23 protein-coding genes, 1 riboswitch and 1 other annotated feature are annotated in these 17,447 nt (G+C 50.6%); of the genes, 12 read left to right on the plus strand and 11 right to left on the minus strand.

Annotated elements, in window-relative coordinates:
• Positions 1-41: 41 nt before the first annotated feature.
• The 3 genes from BLW29_RS24920 to BLW29_RS24930 all read left to right on the plus strand — a co-directional run bounded on the left by BLW29_RS24920 (position 42) and on the right by BLW29_RS24930 (position 3,037).
• Positions 42-668, plus strand: a complete 627-nt coding sequence (locus tag BLW29_RS24920; protein WP_143044461.1) for a TetR/AcrR family transcriptional regulator — start codon at positions 42-44, stop codon at positions 666-668.
• A gap of 79 nt (positions 669-747) precedes the next feature.
• Positions 748-1,887, plus strand: a complete 1,140-nt coding sequence (locus BLW29_RS24925; protein ID WP_090984707.1) for an ATP-binding protein — start codon at positions 748-750, stop codon at positions 1,885-1,887.
• A 66-nt stretch (positions 1,888-1,953) separates the two neighbouring features.
• Positions 1,954-2,156: riboswitch (cyclic di-AMP (ydaO/yuaA leader) on the plus strand.
• Positions 2,157-2,266: 110 nt separating this feature from the next.
• A complete protein-coding gene (locus BLW29_RS24930) occupies positions 2,267-3,037 on the plus strand; it encodes a 3D domain-containing protein (RefSeq protein ID WP_090984709.1) in 771 nt (256 codons plus the stop codon).
• Positions 3,038-3,096: 59 nt separating this feature from the next.
• On the opposite strand, the gene BLW29_RS24935 is transcribed toward BLW29_RS24930, so the two are convergent.
• Positions 3,097-4,086 carry a polysaccharide deacetylase family protein gene (locus tag BLW29_RS24935; RefSeq protein WP_256208878.1) on the minus strand — a complete coding sequence of 330 codons (990 nt, stop codon included), beginning with the start codon at positions 4,084-4,086 and terminating at the stop codon, positions 3,097-3,099.
• Positions 4,087-4,159: 73 nt separating this feature from the next.
• Here BLW29_RS24935 and BLW29_RS24940 point away from each other — a divergent pair, with 73 nt between their 5' ends.
• On the plus strand, positions 4,160-5,119 hold the full coding sequence (locus BLW29_RS24940; protein WP_090984711.1) for an alpha/beta fold hydrolase: 960 nt from the start codon (positions 4,160-4,162) through the stop codon (positions 5,117-5,119).
• Positions 5,120-5,132: 13 nt separating this feature from the next.
• On the plus strand, positions 5,133-5,792 hold the full coding sequence (locus BLW29_RS24945) for an SGNH/GDSL hydrolase family protein (RefSeq protein ID WP_090984713.1): 660 nt from the start codon (positions 5,133-5,135) through the stop codon (positions 5,790-5,792).
• Between the two features lie 89 nt (positions 5,793-5,881).
• Here the strand turns inward: BLW29_RS24945 and BLW29_RS24950 are convergent, their stop codons facing one another.
• Entirely contained in the window at positions 5,882-7,141 is a 1,260-nt protein-coding gene (locus BLW29_RS24950; RefSeq protein ID WP_090984715.1) for a methyl-accepting chemotaxis protein, read from the minus strand.
• 249 nt (positions 7,142-7,390) lie between these two features.
• Between BLW29_RS24950 and BLW29_RS24955 the strand changes: the two genes are divergently transcribed.
• Positions 7,391-7,801, plus strand: coding sequence for an O-methyltransferase (locus BLW29_RS24955; protein ID WP_090984717.1), 411 nt, complete (start codon positions 7,391-7,393; stop codon positions 7,799-7,801).
• Between the two features lie 65 nt (positions 7,802-7,866).
• On the opposite strand, the gene BLW29_RS24960 is transcribed toward BLW29_RS24955, so the two are convergent.
• The 3 genes from BLW29_RS24960 to BLW29_RS24970 all read right to left on the minus strand — a co-directional run bounded on the left by BLW29_RS24960 (position 7,867) and on the right by BLW29_RS24970 (position 9,440).
• The gene (locus BLW29_RS24960) at positions 7,867-8,073 is read right to left on the minus strand and encodes an alpha/beta-type small acid-soluble spore protein (protein ID WP_090984719.1); all 207 of its coding nucleotides are present in this window, start codon (positions 8,071-8,073) and stop codon (positions 7,867-7,869) included.
• A 104-nt stretch (positions 8,074-8,177) separates the two neighbouring features.
• Complete coding sequence (locus BLW29_RS24965) at positions 8,178-8,504, minus strand: DUF1980 domain-containing protein (protein WP_090984721.1); 327 nt, start codon at positions 8,502-8,504, stop codon at positions 8,178-8,180.
• 12 nt (positions 8,505-8,516) lie between these two features.
• The gene (locus BLW29_RS24970) at positions 8,517-9,440 is read right to left on the minus strand and encodes a permease (protein WP_090984723.1); all 924 of its coding nucleotides are present in this window, start codon (positions 9,438-9,440) and stop codon (positions 8,517-8,519) included.
• A gap of 173 nt (positions 9,441-9,613) precedes the next feature.
• Positions 9,614-9,866: a binding site (T-box leader), on the plus strand.
• An 86-nt stretch (positions 9,867-9,952) separates the two neighbouring features.
• Between BLW29_RS24970 and trpS the strand changes: the two genes are divergently transcribed.
• The gene (trpS, locus tag BLW29_RS24975; RefSeq protein WP_090984725.1) at positions 9,953-10,942 is read left to right on the plus strand and encodes a tryptophan--tRNA ligase; all 990 of its coding nucleotides are present in this window, start codon (positions 9,953-9,955) and stop codon (positions 10,940-10,942) included.
• A gap of 46 nt (positions 10,943-10,988) precedes the next feature.
• On the opposite strand, the gene BLW29_RS31545 is transcribed toward trpS, so the two are convergent.
• Positions 10,989-11,165: a DUF5325 family protein gene (locus BLW29_RS31545; protein ID WP_177186814.1), complete on the minus strand. Its 177-nt coding sequence runs from the start codon at positions 11,163-11,165 to the stop codon at positions 10,989-10,991.
• Positions 11,166-11,282: 117 nt separating this feature from the next.
• Here BLW29_RS31545 and BLW29_RS24980 point away from each other — a divergent pair, with 117 nt between their 5' ends.
• Positions 11,283-11,513 (plus strand): alpha/beta-type small acid-soluble spore protein, encoded by a 231-nt coding sequence (locus BLW29_RS24980; RefSeq protein ID WP_090984727.1) that lies wholly within the window; start codon positions 11,283-11,285, stop codon positions 11,511-11,513.
• A 180-nt stretch (positions 11,514-11,693) separates the two neighbouring features.
• Here BLW29_RS24980 and BLW29_RS24985 read toward each other — a convergent pair whose 3' ends face one another.
• Positions 11,694-12,680, minus strand: a complete 987-nt coding sequence (locus BLW29_RS24985; protein ID WP_090984729.1) for a metal-dependent hydrolase — start codon at positions 12,678-12,680, stop codon at positions 11,694-11,696.
• A gap of 195 nt (positions 12,681-12,875) precedes the next feature.
• Here BLW29_RS24985 and BLW29_RS24990 point away from each other — a divergent pair, with 195 nt between their 5' ends.
• Positions 12,876-13,175, plus strand: coding sequence for a hypothetical protein (locus BLW29_RS24990; RefSeq protein WP_090984731.1), 300 nt, complete (start codon positions 12,876-12,878; stop codon positions 13,173-13,175).
• Here the strand turns inward: BLW29_RS24990 and gerQ are convergent.
• Positions 13,150-13,674, minus strand: a complete 525-nt coding sequence (gerQ, locus tag BLW29_RS24995; RefSeq protein ID WP_090984733.1) for a spore coat protein GerQ — start codon at positions 13,672-13,674, stop codon at positions 13,150-13,152. The genes BLW29_RS24990 and gerQ overlap by 26 nt on opposite strands.
• 45 nt (positions 13,675-13,719) lie before the next feature.
• Positions 13,720-14,142 (minus strand): cell wall hydrolase, encoded by a 423-nt coding sequence (locus tag BLW29_RS25000; RefSeq protein ID WP_090984735.1) that lies wholly within the window; start codon positions 14,140-14,142, stop codon positions 13,720-13,722.
• Between the two features lie 218 nt (positions 14,143-14,360).
• Here BLW29_RS25000 and cyoE point away from each other — a divergent pair, with 218 nt between their 5' ends.
• The 3 genes from cyoE to BLW29_RS25015 are packed head-to-tail and all read left to right on the plus strand — an operon-like array spanning position 14,361 to position 16,781.
• Complete coding sequence (gene cyoE, locus BLW29_RS25005) at positions 14,361-15,221, plus strand: heme o synthase (protein ID WP_090984737.1); 861 nt, start codon at positions 14,361-14,363, stop codon at positions 15,219-15,221.
• A gap of 11 nt (positions 15,222-15,232) precedes the next feature.
• A complete protein-coding gene (locus tag BLW29_RS25010) occupies positions 15,233-15,853 on the plus strand; it encodes an SCO family protein (protein ID WP_090984739.1) in 621 nt (206 codons plus the stop codon).
• Position 15,854: 1 nt separating this feature from the next.
• Complete coding sequence (locus tag BLW29_RS25015) at positions 15,855-16,781, plus strand: AEC family transporter (protein WP_090984741.1); 927 nt, start codon at positions 15,855-15,857, stop codon at positions 16,779-16,781.
• A gap of 26 nt (positions 16,782-16,807) precedes the next feature.
• Here BLW29_RS25015 and BLW29_RS25020 read toward each other — a convergent pair whose 3' ends face one another.
• Positions 16,808-17,182: a DNA primase gene (locus tag BLW29_RS25020; protein ID WP_090984743.1), complete on the minus strand. Its 375-nt coding sequence runs from the start codon at positions 17,180-17,182 to the stop codon at positions 16,808-16,810.
• Positions 17,183-17,292: 110 nt separating this feature from the next.
• Positions 17,293-17,424: a sporulation protein YjcZ gene (locus BLW29_RS31625; RefSeq protein ID WP_218147134.1), complete on the minus strand. Its 132-nt coding sequence runs from the start codon at positions 17,422-17,424 to the stop codon at positions 17,293-17,295.
• Between the last annotated feature and the right edge of the window lie 23 nt (positions 17,425-17,447).

The raw sequence follows: 17,447 nt of genomic DNA on the forward strand, positions 1-17,447 counted from the left end.
CCAATGGTTATCAAACGAACGAAATACGAGGTGCCAGTCCTATGACTACAAGAAGACAACAATTAACGGAAGAGATGAAAGCCGCGATTCGGTCGGCAGCGGCAGCGTTGTTCGCGGAGAAGGGGTATTCTGCCGTAACGATGCGTGAAATTGCCAAAGCAGCAGGCTGCTCCCATACCGCCATTTATTTATATTTCCGAAATAAAGAAGAACTGCTTCAGCAGATTGCGATTCCTTCGCTGCTCACGCTCGAACAGAAGCTGCTGGACGAAATCAGCAAGCCGGACACGGCGGCTCGGGATAAGCTGCTCGCCGTATGCAGCGAATATGTCCTCTTCAGCCTGACGAGCGGCAGTCTGCAGACCGTCCTGTTCATGTCCGCCTCGGTGCGAGTGGATGAACTGCAGCCGGAACTCGAGGTCAACGTCATTCGCAACCGATTGTTCGCTCACATTATGAAGGTGTTGCATACTGCCGTCTCTGAAAGGTCAGAGGAAGTGACGCAAGAGGCGGCATTGAATAATGGCCGGATCTTATTTTACTACCTGCAAGGCTTCATCAGCACCTACAGCAACCACTCGGAACCGACGGATGAACTGCTCGCGCGGACGTTGCCGATTTTCAAGCAAGGCATACATACGCTGATTCGCGGCATGCATTCACATTAAAACTTTCTCACTGAGCAGGGTTTGTAAGAATTAGAGGCGAAATCCTTAGGAATACTTCATCACCCGGAGGGTATGAGACATGAGGCGTAAAGCCGTATATTGTAACAAGCCGCTTGCAGTGAATGTGAAGAGGAAGCTGGGTAAAGGGAATCATGGCGTGGACGATGTCGATGCCAGGTCTGATATGCACAATTATCAACGATTGATTAAATATTTGCCGGAGCCGATTTTTGTACATGACGGGAACGAAATCCTGTTCGCCAATCAAGCAGGTCTTAAACTGTTGAATATTACGGACAGCGGAATCTTTGCAGGCGAGAAGGCCTTTCGTTACATACATCCGGATTATTGGGAGCGATCCGCGGAACGAGTTCAAGCGATTATGCAGACGGACGAGCCCAATGAATTTCTAGATTGCAAGGTGATTGCCGAAGGCGGGGAGATCATCGATGTCGAGGTATCGAGCACGCGAATTCGCAATTACTTGAATAAAGGCACTGTTGTGCAAAGCGTGTTTCGCGATATGCGCGAGAGGAAGAAGGAAGAGGAAGCGCTGATTCAATCGGAGAAGCTGTCTGTGGCCGGCCAAATGGCCGCAGGAATCGCTCATGAAATTCGCAACCCCCTGACTTCGCTGATCGGCTTCTCTAAGTTTCTGAAGACGAAGATTGATCAATATCATGAGTATTTCGATATTATGCTTGTCGAATTAGACCGAATCAATTCGATCGTGCAGGAATTTATGGCGCTTGCCAAGCCGCAGGCCAATCAGTTCCGTAAGCATGACTTGGTCAAAATCATTCAAAATGTATTGACGCTGCTTGAGACGCAGGCCATTCTGCGCGATGTGCAGATCGTCTCGCATGCGGATGCCACGTCAGCGGAGCTGCTTTGCGACGAGAATCAGCTGAAGCAGGTATTCGTCAATGTGCTCAAGAATGCGATAGAGGCCATGCCGAGCGGAGGCGTAATCACGATTGACATGACGCTGCACCAGCAGAGCGAATTGATCGTCGAGATCATCGACCAAGGTGTTGGTATACCACAGGATCAGCTGCCCAAACTAGGCGGTCCGTTCTTCACGACGAAGGACAGCGGGACAGGTCTTGGACTGATGATTTGTTATCGCATTATCGAAGGTCATCGAGGTCGAATGGACATTACGAGCATCCCCGAGAAAGGGACGACGGTGAGCATTTTTCTTCCGCGAAATGTCTAAAAAAAGGTATTTTCGCGCGATGTCCCTGTATTTACCGGTAGGATTTGCTTTGCTGGATATGGTATTCTATTACGCGAGCCGAAACGTAACGTACGGGGGATCTTTTAGGGAGTGGCATAACTGCCCTCCGGCCTGCATTTCTCATAAGGGAATGCAGCGCTGAACGCGCATATGGCGCTGGGGTGAATCGCTTATTTCACGAAGCGTAGGGTTGAACTCCTCAATCCGAATCCGACAACTAACCTCGCAGGCCGCATGCGATAAGGAAGTTTATGACATAGCTTGTATGGCTGTGTGTCCTTTATCGCGATGACGGAATAAATCCGCACAAGCACGACGTGGATGATAGCCGTAAATCAAAAGGAGGCAATACAACTTGATGAAACATCTTTGGAAGAAAAGCGCGGTCATTGCAGCGCTCAGCTTTGCTGTTCTTACACACTCGGCAAACGCGGCATCGACGTACAGCGCCAAAGACGGCGACACCTTCTGGGAGCTTTCCAAGCAATTCGGCATTTCATTGGAGCAGATGTTGAAAGCTAATCCGATGATTGAACCTACCAACATCTACGCGGGGCTTAGCATCGTGATCCCGGCCTCGAGTGTTGTGAAGACGTCGACGAATGCGAAGACAGCGCCGAAGGCGGAAGCTAAGGCTGCGGCTAAAGCAGCACCTAAGCCAGCAGCAAAGGCGGCTCCGAAAGCCAAAGCGAAGGCTGCGCCAAAAGCTGTGAAAACGGCATCTAAAGCAGCAGTAGGCAAGTCGATGAAAATGACCTCGGTGGACAAAAAAGAAGAAATCATCACCATCGGCAACAGCAATTATAACTATTCGGAAGTTGTTCAAGCTAAAGCAAGTGCTTATACGGCCGCTGCTTCTGAGAACGGCTCATGGGGCGCTGTTGACTACTTCGGTAACCCGCTGAAGCTTGGCACTATTGCAGTTGACCCGAAGGTTATCCCGCTTGGCAGCAAGGTCTATGTTACCGGCTATGACCATGGTGGACTTCCGAGTGGCGGCATGATGGCCATTGCAGCAGATGCAGGCAGTGCCATTAAAGGCCAGCGTATTGATATTTTTATACCGCAATCACAAGAGCAAGCCAGGACATTTGGCTTCCAATACGTGAAAGTATTCGTTCTGGAATAGCATATAGAGACGCAAACGGCAGCCCGGTCGATGGGGCTGCCGTTTTGTTCGTTTCCCGATTACCTAGTCCGTGCACCGCGAGCTTCAGGTTTATTCAACAGCTCGGGCAGCGTGACGATCTGGTAGCCTTTGCTGCGGAGCAGCCGGATGAGCTTTGGCAGCGCCGCGACCGTGCCTGATAAATCTTGTCCTTCGCCGCCTCCGGCATGCTGCAATATGATCGAACCGGGCTGCAGCGTTCTCTTGATGTTGATGAGAATGCTGTTGCTGTCCAGGCCTTTCCAATCGACGGAATCCACATCCCAATTGACTACAATGTAACCACGCCGCCGCAGCCAGTCGACTTGCTGCGGGGTTATCTCGCCGTAGGGAGGCCGTATAAATTTGGGACTGTATCCGGCTAGAGGACGCAGAATCCAATCGGTTTGCCAAATTTGCTGCTCGAAGGCATAGCGGGAGATGCGTGAGAACACCGCATGATCATACGAATGATTGCCGATGATATGGCCTTCCTTGCGCATGCGCCTTACAAGAGCAGGGTGTTTCGCTGCGCGGTTGCCGACGACAAAGAAGGTCGCTCTTACTTTATAGCGAGCCAGTATTTCCAGTACCTGAGGCGTGTAGCGCGGATCAGGCACGTCATCGAAGGTCAGCGCCACTCTTCTTGATCCTCGCGGTCCCCATACAACGAATGAACCGGGAAATTGCTGCTGCAGCTTTACCCATGACACGGCGCTTCGTTTCTTCCTGCGTTTCTGCTCGCTGTTGAAAGAAGGCTGGGCATGCTTGGCACCAGCATTGATCCCCTGTCCGTCTGTCGCTTGCCCAGGCTTTCTGACGCTGCCGGCTTGCGTCAAACCGTCCGATGAGGGCCGGGCATTGTCGGCATACGAAGAGGAGCTTAATAATGCGATCCAAGCAATCAGCAGCACTAACACCCGCTTTGTTACAGGCATCCCGAACATGGTCTTCGTCCTCCGCTCCGTGCGATTATAGCCGTGAAGTAACCTTTCGCTCTCATTTTGCCCTGCCGTTCTTTGATCATGCATGAAAAGACCCTCTTTACACGGTTAGTCTCAAACACGTAACATGTAAGGGAATAAGTTGAAAAGGGGATAGAACATGCCAGCCATTGATATGCCGCTACATGAATTGAAAACGTATTCAGGAATCAATCCGAAACCTGCTGACTTCGATGCATACTGGGAACGTGCATTGACGGAAATGCGCCAGACTGATGCTGCCGTCGAACTTATTCCTAGTTCCTTCCAAACGCCGCAGGCGGAATGCTTCGATCTCTACTTTACCGGCGTCAAAGGTGCGCGTGTTCATGCGCAATATGCGCGTCCTCGGAACGCGCAAGCGCCACATCCTGCAGTTGTACAATTTCATGGTTATACCGGGCACTCCGGCGATTGGACGGAGCGTCTTGCTTATGTATCCCTTGGCTATTCTGTGTTCGCTATGGATTGCCGCGGCCAAGGCGGTAAGTCCGAAGACACCGGCAATGTGAAAGGCAATACCCATCATGGCCATATCATCCGGGGTCTTGACGATGAGCCGGATCAGCTGCTGTTCCGTCACATCTTCCTCGACACCGCTCAATTGGCAGGCATCGCGCTGAATATGCCTGAAGTCGATTCAAGCAGAGTCTATGCTATGGGCGGCTCGCAAGGCGGCGCCTTGACGATTGCTTGCGCGGCGCTTGAGCCGAGAGTAGCCAAGCTCGCGCCTGTATTCCCGTTCCTCAGCGACTATAGACGCGTATGGGAAATGGATCTGGCGAAGGACGCCTACCATGAGCTGCGTACTTACTTCCGTCATTTCGATCCGCAGCATGAGCGCGAAGATGAAATTTTCACGAAGCTGGGTTACATAGACATTCAGCATTTGGCCGACCGGATTCAAGGTGAGGTGCTGATGGGCGTAGGTTTAATGGATACGATCTGCCCGCCGTCCACACAGTTTGCAGCCTATAATAAGATTAACTCGACGAAACGCCTGGAAATTTTCCCGGATTTCGGTCACGAAGGATTACCGGGCTTGAATGATAAAATTATGCAGTTTTTCTTAGCAGAATAGGGAGGGAACGTTCATGTTGCTGGAGGTCAAGGATAAGCTTGTTATGATTGGGGATTCAATCACGGATTGCGGCCGCGCTCGACCTGTAGGAGAAGGGTTGTTCGATGCCATTGGCAAAGGTTATGTGGGTCTTGTTGATGCTTTATTGACGGCAGCCTATCCGGAGCGCGGCATTCGCGTTGTCAACGTCGGAACGAGCGGCAATACCGTGCTTGATTTGAAGGCGCGCTGGCAAACGGATGTGCTGGATCAGAAGCCGGATTGGCTCTCGATTATGATTGGCACCAACGATGTGTGGCGTCAATTCGATACGCCTTTGATTACAGAGTCGCATGTTTACCCGGAAGAGTACGCAGCAACACTGGAGGAACTCATCGTTCAGACCAGACCGAAGCTGAAAGGGCTTGTACTCATGACGCCGTTCTACCTTGAACCGAATCCAAACGATGCGATGAGAGCTCAGATGGATCGCTACGGCGCAATCGTTCGTGATCTGGCAGCTAAGCATGATGCGCTGTTTGTGGATACGCAGGCTGCCTTCAACCGGGTTATGGAGCATATCTACCCGGCGACGATCGCATGGGATCGCGTTCATCCCAGTCAAGCCGGTCATGCGGTACTCGCGAGAGCCTTCCTGCAAGCGGTCGGATTCGATTATTCACAAGGGCTATAAGTTCATTTGATTCAGCCGATACAACAGAAGACCTCCCGATCAACCAGCGAAGGCTGGAGCGGGAGGTCTTCTTTCATGGTGGTATGTAGTTAGATTTTGAAAATCGCCATTGTACGCTGCAGCTGCATAACCGTCTGCTGCATTTTCTCGGTTTCGTTAACAACGGCCTGGACAGAACCGATTTGATCGTTCATCGATGCAGATACTTGTTCGGTTCCCGCTGCGGATTGCTGCGTTATCGCAGAGATGCTTTGGATGGCGCTTGAAATTTTGCGGGCGCTCTCCATCATTTGGTCGCTCTCGCCGGAGAATTGTGCAATCTGCTCGGTAATAAACTCAACGCTTGTCACAAGCTCCGTGAAAATCACTTCAGAGTCCCGAAGCATCTTCATTTGAAGCTGAACAACCTCTTCATTGACTTTGATGTTCTGGATGGCTTGTTTAACGCCCGTGTCGATACTGCGAACAAGATTGAACACTTCCTTCGTGGAGGAAGTGGACTCCTCTGCAAGCTTGCGGACCTCCTGGGCAACGACTGCGAAGCCGCGTCCATGCTCACCGGCGCGTGCCGCTTCGATGGATGCGTTCAGCGACAACAGGTTGGTTTGCTCAGCCAAATCCGAAATCGTGCGCGTAATGGCGGAGATACCCGCTGCTTTGCGTGCCAGCTCTTCAATGGCTTCAGATACTTGGGAGGTTGCCTCGACGTTGCGCGACATCCCCGTCGACTGACTCTCGACCGCTTGCCTTCCGCGTTCAACCAAACTGAGCGTCTGTTCGGAGCGTTCGTTCATCACTTTCGTGGAGTGCGCGTAAGAGGATACTTTGTCTTCGATTTCGCGGATGGAGTCAGCCATGTCGCCGACATCCTCGGAAATTTGATTCGCCCCGGTTGCAAGTTCGCCTGCAGAGGAGGCTACTTGCTCCATCACTTTCTTTAAATCAATATTCTTATCAAAGATGCTGCGGCTTGTGTCGTTGACGATTCTTGAGATGGTCGAGGTTTCTTTCAGAATATCGCGGAGCTTGTCCACCATGCTGTTGAAGGAATGGCCAAGTTCGCCGAGCGATGCGGAGGAGGATACATCCACCTTCTGCGTAAAGTCACCTTTCGCGATACCAAACGCGATTGAGGTCATTTCATCAATCGAAGATGTAAGCGCTGTCTCGATTACTCTGACAAGAGGAAAAGTAACAGCTGCGGCAAGAACAATGATGACTAATCCAAGTATGAGACTTCCGCCGGTAAGTGCAAGGCCAAGCAATAGAGCGATGGAAAATGCAGCAACAATCGTGTAACAGCCGACAAGGAGCTTATTTCGAATAGATAAGGAATGGAACCATTGCATGATGGGAAGCTCTCCTTTATATGGAATAGTTATATTATAGCACCATAGTACTTTTTGTCTATATTCGTCTATATCGGGGCGAATGTGTCGAAAGAAGGAGGATAGTTTGTAAGGTAGGTGTCGAATTAACTAAATTCTTGTAATGTTTTTGTATAATTATGATTGTGCGAACGAAATTCATGTCATATAATGGGCCTATTGGATGACTTGGAAGAATCATCTAAATAAGGATCGTGGAGGCGAAAACCTATGAATGTGGACGCAATGCCTTTAACTCGACAAGTGGACTACGTCTTTAAGCAATTGGCAGAGGAGCTGCTTCACGCTCAAGCCGGAACGGTAATCATTCAAATTCGCAATAATGCTGTCGGCAAATATGGCATTCGTCATCATCCGATTGAAAGCAGAAACGGTCAAATCGGGCAGTCTGAGCAAGGGATGACGCATGAACAAGTACAAGCCTTCAGGCAGATGGCAATCGATTCCATCAAGCTGAAGCGGAACTGGACACATGGAGAAATCATGTACGATTTCTCGGTTCGCACCGGCACCGGCGCATGGTCAGCAAGCATTCTGTTCGAGAGCAACTACAACATGGCCAGCAGCATGTTCCGCTATACGCCTAAATTTGCACAGCATTCTTTTCGGGATGCTCCTTAATAAGACACAGCAAAAAGCTGCCTCGGCACTCTGGGGCAGCTTTTTATTTGCCTAAATACGGCGATTTAACGAGAAGATCTACCTGCAAGCTGCATTTCTGCAATTTCAACAAGTTTGCGAGTAATGTTTCCGCCGATATAGCCGGCATCACGAGTTAACATGTCGCCGTAGTATCCGTCTTGAGCGAAAGAAATGCCAAGACTTCTTGCTACTTCATATTTCATTTGATCAAGTGCTGCACTAGCACCAGGTACGACCAAGCTGGAAGCCATCCTAATCACCTCCTTTGTGTACCCTTAGTATGGATTCACTGGAAGCTTTTATACGATTAAATTGGCATGATTTAGAATGTAATTTTTTCCAATTATTTTCCCGCTTACAGAAGGAAGCCAAGTGCAAGAGGGAGCAAGAACAATCCATAATAGAAGACATTTGCAATCGCGGATTGGGAAGGGTCGTGGTTGCAGTCGCATGCGGCCGCATCAACACCTCGCCAGCTGTCCCAGGCAGAATGAAGCTGGTAGATGGCGGTAGCGAAGAGTCCCATTGCGGAGAGCTTCACATAGAGGCTAAGAGCAGGCTCTACATATTGAAGCAGGCTTCCTGTCCGGACCAAATAGATAATGAACACACCGAAGCCGGTGAGAATGCAGCTTCTGATCAGATGATGAATAACGGCTCGTCGCTGCGCGGTAGCCAGCATATCCACGCCTCCTTATTGTCTGAAGATGAGTTTCTCTGTCACGATGGACAAGAGCCACACAGCAGCTACCAGGTACAAGCTGATGGCAATAATAACTTTGCTGCGGAACGCGGAGAAGAGCATGAGCAAGCTCTTCACATCTACCATCGGGCCGAACACCAGAAACCCCAGAAGCGCGCCTGGACCCAAGATGCCATGAAACGACGAGGCGACAAAAGCGTCCGAGGTGGAGCAAAGCGACAATGCGAATGCGGCTCCCATCATGAAGATATTCGCTCCAGCAGGATGTTCGCTGAACGACAGCAGTACGCTCGGATCGACTGCGGATTGGACTACGGCCGTTAGGAAGGCGCCGATGATCAAATATTTGCCGATATCAAAAAACTCATCGGAGGCATGATTGAAGGTAGCGTGAATGCGTTCGCGGAAGCCGCTGTTCAAGCTGCCATAGTTGTAGTTGTGGCCGTAAGCCGATTCGCCGGAGCGTCCGCCAATAAACGAATGCATGCCGAGCTTGAGCGGACTTCGTTTCATGAAACGAACCATGAGCAGTCCAAGCAGCATACATACGATGAATGCAAGTCCGATTCGAGAGTAAGCCATGGCGGGCTCGGAGCGGAAAGCGCTCAGTGTAGAAGCAAATACGATGGGATTAATGATTGGGCCGGCGAATATAAACACCATGCCGATGTAAGGAGGCATTCCTTTGCGAATCAGCCGCCTCACGACGGGAATCATACCGCATTCGCACAACGGTAAGAGCAGCCCGAGCAAACAGCCGAATAAAACGCCGACGAATGGATGGTTTGGCGTTATTCGGGCGATCATCGCATCGGAAACGAACACCTGCAGGAGTGCTGAGAAGAAGACGCCGAGCAGGATGAACGGGAAGGCTTCTATGATAATGCTGATGAATATATGCTGGAAATCATGCATGGCTAGTCGAGGTCTCCTTTCGGCAAGGCGAGGGAGGATCGTCCAGGCTCTTCCCTACGTTACAAGGTATGCTCGAAGTGGGCCAAGCAGGACAGCCGTCCGGAGACAATTTTAAGTGAACAGAATAGGCGAAGAGCACGCTTGACATTTCATCCGGAGAGAGTATAATTCACGTAAATGCAATGATAGGAATAAGTAAGCGGGGAATGAATGCTTCAGAGAGCCGGTGGGTGGTGCGAACCGGTGCATGCGTCCGACTGCCGAATGGATCCTTGAGCAGAGATGAGGAAAGCGGTCCGAAGCGACTTGCCGTATGCGTCTTCGTTTCGCTTCGCGTTAGGAAGCTTGAGGTTTACGGAGCAGAAGCGCGTTCTCATACGCAGTTCGTAAACAAATTAGGGTGGCACCACGGTCCTCGTCCCTTGCGGCGGAGGGCTTTTTTTGCGTTCAAATTTAGCATTACATTACGACTTCAGAATGACAACCAATCAACCATAAGGGAGGAACCGACTATGCCACGCGTATTATCCGGCATCCAGCCAAGCGGTCAATTGACACTCGGCAACTACATCGGTGCGATTCAAAACTTCGTTAAACTTCAGGAAACCCATGAATGTTTCTTCATGGTCGTAGACTTGCATGCGATCACGGTGCCTCAAGAGCCGGCGGCTCTAAGAGAACAAACGGAATCGGTTGCGGCACTGTTCATCGCGGCAGGTATTGATCCTGCTAAGGCGAGCGTATTCGCGCAATCTCATGTATCTGCACATGCGGAGCTCGGCTGGTTGTTTACGACGCTTGCTTATATGGGCGAGCTTGAACGGATGACACAGTTCAAAGACAAATCAACAGGGAAAGACTCCGTCGGTGCCGGACTGTTCGTTTATCCGACGCTGATGGCTGCCGACATTCTCATGTACAATGCAGACCTTGTTCCGGTTGGCGACGATCAGAAGCAGCATCTGGAGCTTACGCGCGACTTGGCGCAGCGCTTTAATCAGCGCTACGGCGATATGTTCACCATTCCGGAGCCGTACATTCCGAAAGTCGGCGCACGCATTATGTCGCTCGATGACGGCACGAAGAAGATGAGCAAGAGCAATCCGAACCCGGCCAGCTACATTGCGCTGCTTGATCCGCCTGATGTGATCCGCAAGAAAATCAGCCGGGCAACGACCGATTCCGGCCGCGAGGTGAAGTTCAATCCGGCTGAGAAGCCGGAAGTCAGCAACCTGATGAGCATCTACTCGCACTGCGCGGGGCTTACGCTTGATGAAATCGAAGCGCGTTATGAGGGGCAAGGTTACGGCGCGTTCAAGAAGGAGCTGGCAGAGCATGTCGTTGCAAAGCTTGAGCCGCTCCAGCAGCGTTATGCGGAAATCCGCAGCTCGGGCGAAATTCATGCGATTCTCAAGCAAGGTGCAGAGCGTGTATCCGTCATTGCCGATAAGACGCTTCGCGATGCGAAAGAGAGAATGGGCTTCCTTCTGCCTCGTTCTTAAGTTTCTTATATTGTAAGAAAGTTTAACGCCGCAGCCAAGGGAGGCTTCACCCTTGATTGCGGCGTTTCATTTTGGCATTCACGACAAACCCGGCACCGATGCTGCAGATGGTCAATAGGAACATAAGCACGGCAACCCACCCATTATAGCTAATGGAAATAGCTGTCGCACTCATGAGCAATACCGATAAAACCGCGAAAAACAAAGCCATTGGCTTCGACATTTGCGCACTCTCCTTAACCTTATAAAATTGTTTTTGAACTTTAGCATATTCTTCTCGCAAACGAATCATAATAAGTTTGCAACACACCATCGTAAGAGATGAAAGGAGAAATTCCACATGGCAAGTCAACAATCTCGTAGCAGCAATACGCTGGTCGTACCGCAAGCAACCGCAGCGCTTCAACAAATGAAGTTTGAGGCAGCGCAAGAGTTGGGTATTCAAATTCCTTCAGACGGCTACTATGGCAACGTCTCGACTCGAGACGCAGGTTCATTGGGCGGATACATCACTCGTAAACTCGTCCAAATTGCTGAACAGCAACTATCGGGTCAATCCAACTACCGTTAGATCGCTGCTAAGCAACAACTAATTACCGAAGAAGTAACAGTCAGAAGCTCAAGGGCAACCTTGAGCTTCTGCTTTGTGTGTTTACAGAATCAAATGTTCTTATTGTTTCTTTCGAATAAGCTTCCTAAACGAGTACAAGCGAAAAGCCTCTTCTATTGTGCAAGAAGAGGCTTCTCTAAGTCAATACGTATTCATTCTCAGCCGCTTCTGCAGCCGATCCTCGCTTAGCCATCCGACGTAGGAGCCTAACGTTTTGAACTCCGTATCCATCAGCAGCACCCCGACGAAAGGATATTGCTTGCGATGACGATATCGCACATCCGACCAGCGGACTTCATAGCCCCAAGGATGCTCCTGCACCTCGGCGCAGGCGAAGGAGGTGAAGTAGAGGAAAGCGCGAATGGAATGATCGTTCTTCGATTTCTCAACGGCCGGGTGGTTAGAGCATTTGGCCCGGTCCATCCAGCGCAGCTTGCCATGCCGATAGTCGCCGATTAGGAAAGAGTCGTCAGCGCGGCGTTTCACGACATTCCAATCATATAGCGATATGGTTGGAATCAGGATGTAGCGGTCACCGGGCTCATGGACGGTATCGATGCGCACGAGCTGCTTCTGAAGTGCGTAATGGGCTGCGGTGCGCCAGCAATAGTAGACAATTAAGAACGCGTAGAGCAAAGGGAATACGATTTGCGGATTACCGATCTTAAGCCCCCACATGACGATCGCAATGAGATGAGCCAAGAAGATGACCGGGTCGAAAATATGAATTATGTTCCACGAAATCCATTTCTGATTGAACGGCCGCATCGCCTGCGTGCCGTACGTATTGAACAAGTCTACGAATACATGGACGACGACTGCGAGCAGTACCCAGCCCCCTAGATGGAGCCATGGAAGCTGAAAGCGAAAAAACGATTGGAGCAGCAAGGTGATCAGCGCGGACCAGATGGCAATGGCCGGCAGGGAATGTGATGCGCCGCGATGGTTTCGGATGTAAGCCGCGTTGCTCTTGAAGCGCAGCAATCCATCGAGATCGGGAGCTTGTGAACCAAGCACTGTGCCGATCAGCACGGCGGCATAGAGCGTTTGGTCAGAGGCGACGGCCGGATCAACAGAGGCGAGCCCTGCGAGTCCAAGTCCCATGACCAAATGCGTTCCGCTATCCATACAGGGAACCTCCTCATGTTCAATATGCCTTGGTGTGGAAATGCACAATTTGTGTAAAAATAAGAGAACGGTGATACTTCTATTTGTACGCTTAAGTATTTTCCGAATCGTGGGCGATTATAAATAAATATTTGTTAACGCGGAATCGGGCTCTGCGAGGCTCATTAACATTGCTGTCGAAAGGAAGAAAACCACATGTATATCTGCTTTGTCGAGTATCATATTGCACCTGAAAGTGAAGCCTTATATCGTAGTTGGATTGCGGACAAGCCCGGCAATGGCGAGGCGTTCAAGCTGTACGAGGGCACCGACCAGCCGCTGCTCTTCGTTGAGATGTGGGAAGCGGCTAGCGAGCAGGAAGCGCTCGACATCAAAAAAGAACGCTGCGGGGAGCGTTCTTCTTGGCGGGAGATGTCACAGTGGGTGCCGGGCGGCGCCCCTAAAGTCCATGCCTGGACTTTTAAGCCGATTAGCGGCCTGCCGGTACCTGAGTAGCTACCGGCGTCGTATTCGTAATCGTTTGGCCGTTAAACGTATATTCGTAGTTGATCGGGCCATCGAATGTCACGTAATCGAGATTAAGCGTAAGCAGTAAGTAACGCATTCCTGTCGACGGATCGCTGATGATGATATGATCGCGTCCAGCGGCTTCGATGATTCCGCGGAATACTTTGGCGTTCCATTCCCGGTTGTTCTCGTACGTCATGTAAAAGGTAGCCATTTTGCCGCGGTTCATCCGCAGAATATTCTCTACATAAGACTCTTCACTAACCGGAACCGTTACGACATTACCGCCGGACGGTGTAATGAATGAACCGCTTGGTACCATGGGCGGAGCCATAGAAGCACCTGCTACGAAAGGCGTTGGCACCGGTGTCGGCATCGGTGTCGCTGTCGGATGCTGGTAGTAGCCATAGCCGCCATACCCTCCGCCCGGAAACCCTCCCGTATTTGCTGGACTAACCGCTGTATTGTACCCATAACCGTTTGACATAAGATTTAATTCCTCACTTTCGCATTGTCAACTTTAAAAGGATCATTAATAAACTGCCGGGCACTCGCTCTGTTTCGGAGCATAGAAGCAATGTGCCTTGAATTTACCGACGAGCCTCTGATCCCACCATGTTGGAGGGCAACTGCCTGCCGGACGGAAGTACCACAATGCGTTCGTAGAAGGCCACAGGCGTTCACCGTTAATGACGCGTTTGGCCAGCGCGAGCTCATTGTCTCTGGCAGCTTGATAGAAATAGCCTTTCTGCGTTGCTTCGAATCCCCCGGGGCTTTGGTATACCATCTGTTGAATGGTGCGAATGTTCTTGAAGTCGATGCAGTTGCCGAGCACACGGTTGACACCAACATTACCTACCATCAACATGCCCTGGTTGCCTTCGCCTTCAGCTTCAGCGCGGAGGAGCCTTGCAAGCAGTTTGACTTCTTCGGAGTTGGATTTAATAGCTGCCATATCGCCTGAGTTCCACATCCTTTCCATCAGGTGGGCCAATAACCACATTGATAGTGTATTGAGATATGGGCAAAATGGTTCCATAAGGTGTCAAATTCATGAACAAGAACCGCGAACATTGTCAACAGCTTGTTTTTTCGGTATGATAAAGAACGATTTTAAAACAAAAAAGATGGGTTAATTTTCACTCATAGGCATTGGAAGCGGGGAGACTGGCTGTGTTTAAAGAATATGTGGCCCTGACAAAACCGAACCTGGTACGATTGAATGCATTCGCGGGGTTTGGCGGCTTTTGGGTCGCTTCCAAATGGGATATTGATTGGTTGCTGCTGCTCTACATGTTGATTGGATCGGTACTCACGATGGCCTCGGCATGTGTCATTAATAACTATTGGGATCGCGAGCTGGACAAGAAGATGGAACGCACGAAGAACCGCGCGCTTCCGACCAATCGACTTAGTCCGACTAACGTATTGGTGTACGGGATCGTACTTGGCATTGCAGGCGTTACCGTGCTGTTCACGATGGTGAATCCGATTAGCGGCTGGCTTGGATTGCTTGGGTTTTTCGTGTATGTCGTCATTTACACCATGTGGCTGAAACGCACTTCGACTTGGAGCACGTCCATTGGCGGTGTTTCAGGTGCGATGCCTCCGGTAATCGGCTACTGCGCGGTAACCGGCGTTGTGGATGAAGGCGCATGGTTGTTGTTTGCACTCCTGTTTCTGTGGCAGCCGGCTCATTTCTGGTCGCTCGCAATCAGACGGGTGGAGGAATATCGCGCGGCGGGTTTCCCGCTGCTGCCGGTCGTCAAAGGCGTTCATCGCACGAAGCTCCAGATGAACCCGTACATTCTGCTGTTGATTCCGACAGGCATTCTGTTCTTCACTTATGGCTACGTTGGCTATGCGTTTCTGATCATTTCGCTTCTCGGCGGCGTGCTCTGGCTGGTTCACACGTTGATCGGTCTTAAGGCGAAGGATGACAACAAATGGGCGAAGACGAATTTTATCATTTCCATTAACTATTTGATGATCGTATTTCTAGTCATGATCGTCGATACGAACGGCATCGGTTAGGAGGGCGATTCATGCCTATTATTCGCAAATACGGATTTGCAATTGCAGTTCTGGCTTTATGTTTGGTCATGGCGGTTTACTTGTACCTCTCCTCATCGAAGGACGCGAAGCCGAATTTGGATCAGAATTTGAAGGCACCGAGCTTTCAACTGACGGATTTGGATGGAAAAGAAGTCACGCTTGACGATTCCGAAGGCAAAGTGCGGGTTATTTATTTCTTCTATGCCAATTGCCCGGACATCTGCCCGCCTACGACTTATCTAATGACACAGGTGCAGGACAAGCTGAAGGAGAACGGAACCTTCGGCAAAGACGTGGAATTCATGTCGATCACCTTCGATCCGAAGCGCGATACGGCCGAGGCGATGCGGAAATTCGCGGGGAAGTTTGACATCGATGCGAGCGGCTGGAAGTTCCTCCGGGAGGACAGCGAGGAACAGACGAAGCAGCTGATGAAGGACTTTGGCCTGGGACTTCTCAAGGATGAGTCAACAAACCTATTCACGCATACGGACACGATCACGTTCGTTGACCGAAAAGGCGTTGTTCGCAAGTACCTTACGGGTTCGATCGACGAGACGCAAAGTCCGGAGAAGATTGTTAACGTCATAGACGCATTGGTTGAAGAGTAGCATGGCCATATTCTTATCGATATTATGGAACAACATTATCCCGTTGTCAGTCATGATTGCTATAGGCATCACGCTGCATCGGGTTTTTTCTTTGGACATCAAAACGTTATCCAAGCTGAACTTTTACTTGTTTTCACCGGCTATTATTTTTAAATTATTGTATACGACGGAGGTAACGCTGCAATCGGCGATGACCGTCCTGCTGTTCTTCGTTATCTTTATGGGGCTTATGTACATCTGCGTGGAAGCCGTCATTCGGCTGCGGGGAATTGCCGGGGGAAGGCGCGGGGCGATGCGAAACAGCGTGCTGTTCTATAACAGTGCGAACTACGGCATCCCGCTCAATGAGCTTGTATTTGCCTCTAATCCGTTCACGTTGTCCATTCAAGTGCTGATTATGATGCTGCAGGCACTGCTGCCGAACACCTACGGGATCTACAGCGTCAACGCACATCGCATCAGCGGCAAGGAGATTATACGGACGATTCTTAAGCAGCCAGTCATCTATGCGATCCCGCTCGGGTTTCTAATGCGAGGATTTCATGTGCCGATCCCGGATGCCTTATCCGTACCGCTGGATTATTCGGCTAACGCCTTTATCGGTACGGCGCTTGTTACGCTTGGCGTGCAGCTCGGGAGTATGAAGTTTTCCATTCACAGCTTCATGGTGAAGGAAGTGCTGATTTCGTGCAGCATGCGTCTCTTGCTGGGACCGGTGCTGGCGTTTGCCGTAGTGTGGATGCTTGGACTGGATGGGCTGATGGCAAAGGCGCTCATCGTATCCTCCAGCGTACCAACCTCGCTGTCCAGTGTGCTGCTCGCAGTGGAGTTCGACAACGAGCAGGAGTTTGCTTCGCAGGCTGTGTTGGCTTCAACCGTCTTAAGCATTATAACGGTAACGCTCGTAATCTTCGTATTGAACGTTTAGCTTTTCGCTATTATAGGATTGCATGCTTAGAATCCATCTTCTTTACTCCATAGGGCGGTGCCTTGAGCAGGATACACGATGTATTCCTCGAGGCCCGCTTTTTCTAATTGCTCAATTAAGTATTCCTCTGGCGTCTTCTCTACACCTGGAAACCCGCGCCGTGTATGGATATGGTCGGCATCCGGGAACGCATCCCGCAGCATGCCTCTGATTCGTCTGCCGGATGCATCATTATCGGTAAAAATGTAAGCATGTCGGTCGCCGACCTGTCGGCGCAGCTTCTCGATTTGGTTGACGCCCGGCGTGCCCATCGTGCAGAAAATCGGAGTCTCCTCCGCAAGCACACGGCGCAACCGGCTTCTGTCGTTCTTGCCCTCTACAATAATGGCGATATCATCCATCGCAGTTCTCACCTCTTTCCACCATCTTATTATATGCTACGCGAACATGGAAAACGAAAAACGGCCTGCCGTTAGGCAAGCCGTTTATGTCCGTGATTTGGGGATGTGGATTAGTACCAGCCGCCACAGCCGCAAATTACAATGACGAGCAGGATGAAAAGCACCAGGATGGAACCAGCAGAAGTAAATGCGCCTTGATGGCAGCCATGTCCTCCGCGATCAGCATCTACGAATTGAGACATTGTGAATGTCACCCCTCTTTCGC

The sequence above is a fragment of the Paenibacillus sp. CF384 genome (assembly GCF_900106745.1).
In the GTDB taxonomy this organism is placed as follows: domain Bacteria; phylum Bacillota; class Bacilli; order Paenibacillales; family Paenibacillaceae; genus Paenibacillus_Z.

What these genes read in the sequence shown, in the direction of transcription:
- BLW29_RS24965 (WP_090984721.1), bottom strand. Translation starts at nt 8,504, where the DNA reads ATGCTGGCTACCGCGCAGCGACGAGCCGTTATTCATCATCTGATCAGA.
- gerQ (WP_090984733.1), bottom strand. Translation starts at nt 13,674, where the DNA reads ATGTCAAACGGTTATGGGTACAATACAGCGGTTAGTCCAGCAAATACG.
- BLW29_RS24990 (WP_090984731.1), top strand. Translation starts at nt 12,876, where the DNA reads ATGTATATCTGCTTTGTCGAGTATCATATTGCACCTGAAAGTGAAGCC.
- BLW29_RS24940 (WP_090984711.1), top strand. Translation starts at nt 4,160, where the DNA reads ATGCCAGCCATTGATATGCCGCTACATGAATTGAAAACGTATTCAGGA.
- BLW29_RS24945 (WP_090984713.1), top strand. Translation starts at nt 5,133, where the DNA reads ATGTTGCTGGAGGTCAAGGATAAGCTTGTTATGATTGGGGATTCAATC.
- BLW29_RS31625 (WP_218147134.1), bottom strand. Translation starts at nt 17,424, where the DNA reads ATGTCTCAATTCGTAGATGCTGATCGCGGAGGACATGGCTGCCATCAA.
- BLW29_RS24930 (WP_090984709.1), top strand. Translation starts at nt 2,267, where the DNA reads ATGAAACATCTTTGGAAGAAAAGCGCGGTCATTGCAGCGCTCAGCTTT.
- BLW29_RS24935 (WP_256208878.1), bottom strand. Translation starts at nt 4,086, where the DNA reads ATGCATGATCAAAGAACGGCAGGGCAAAATGAGAGCGAAAGGTTACTT.
- BLW29_RS25000 (WP_090984735.1), bottom strand. Translation starts at nt 14,142, where the DNA reads ATGGCAGCTATTAAATCCAACTCCGAAGAAGTCAAACTGCTTGCAAGG.
- BLW29_RS24950 (WP_090984715.1), bottom strand. Translation starts at nt 7,141, where the DNA reads ATGCAATGGTTCCATTCCTTATCTATTCGAAATAAGCTCCTTGTCGGC.
- BLW29_RS24970 (WP_090984723.1), bottom strand. Translation starts at nt 9,440, where the DNA reads ATGCATGATTTCCAGCATATATTCATCAGCATTATCATAGAAGCCTTC.
- BLW29_RS24985 (WP_090984729.1), bottom strand. Translation starts at nt 12,680, where the DNA reads ATGGATAGCGGAACGCATTTGGTCATGGGACTTGGACTCGCAGGGCTC.
- trpS (WP_090984725.1), top strand. Translation starts at nt 9,953, where the DNA reads ATGCCACGCGTATTATCCGGCATCCAGCCAAGCGGTCAATTGACACTC.
- BLW29_RS25020 (WP_090984743.1), bottom strand. Translation starts at nt 17,182, where the DNA reads ATGGATGATATCGCCATTATTGTAGAGGGCAAGAACGACAGAAGCCGG.
- BLW29_RS24955 (WP_090984717.1), top strand. Translation starts at nt 7,391, where the DNA reads ATGAATGTGGACGCAATGCCTTTAACTCGACAAGTGGACTACGTCTTT.
- BLW29_RS24980 (WP_090984727.1), top strand. Translation starts at nt 11,283, where the DNA reads ATGGCAAGTCAACAATCTCGTAGCAGCAATACGCTGGTCGTACCGCAA.
- BLW29_RS24960 (WP_090984719.1), bottom strand. Translation starts at nt 8,073, where the DNA reads ATGGCTTCCAGCTTGGTCGTACCTGGTGCTAGTGCAGCACTTGATCAA.
- BLW29_RS25015 (WP_090984741.1), top strand. Translation starts at nt 15,855, where the DNA reads ATGGCCATATTCTTATCGATATTATGGAACAACATTATCCCGTTGTCA.
- BLW29_RS31545 (WP_177186814.1), bottom strand. Translation starts at nt 11,165, where the DNA reads ATGTCGAAGCCAATGGCTTTGTTTTTCGCGGTTTTATCGGTATTGCTC.
- BLW29_RS24920 (WP_143044461.1), top strand. Translation starts at nt 42, where the DNA reads ATGACTACAAGAAGACAACAATTAACGGAAGAGATGAAAGCCGCGATT.
- BLW29_RS25010 (WP_090984739.1), top strand. Translation starts at nt 15,233, where the DNA reads ATGCCTATTATTCGCAAATACGGATTTGCAATTGCAGTTCTGGCTTTA.
- BLW29_RS24925 (WP_090984707.1), top strand. Translation starts at nt 748, where the DNA reads ATGAGGCGTAAAGCCGTATATTGTAACAAGCCGCTTGCAGTGAATGTG.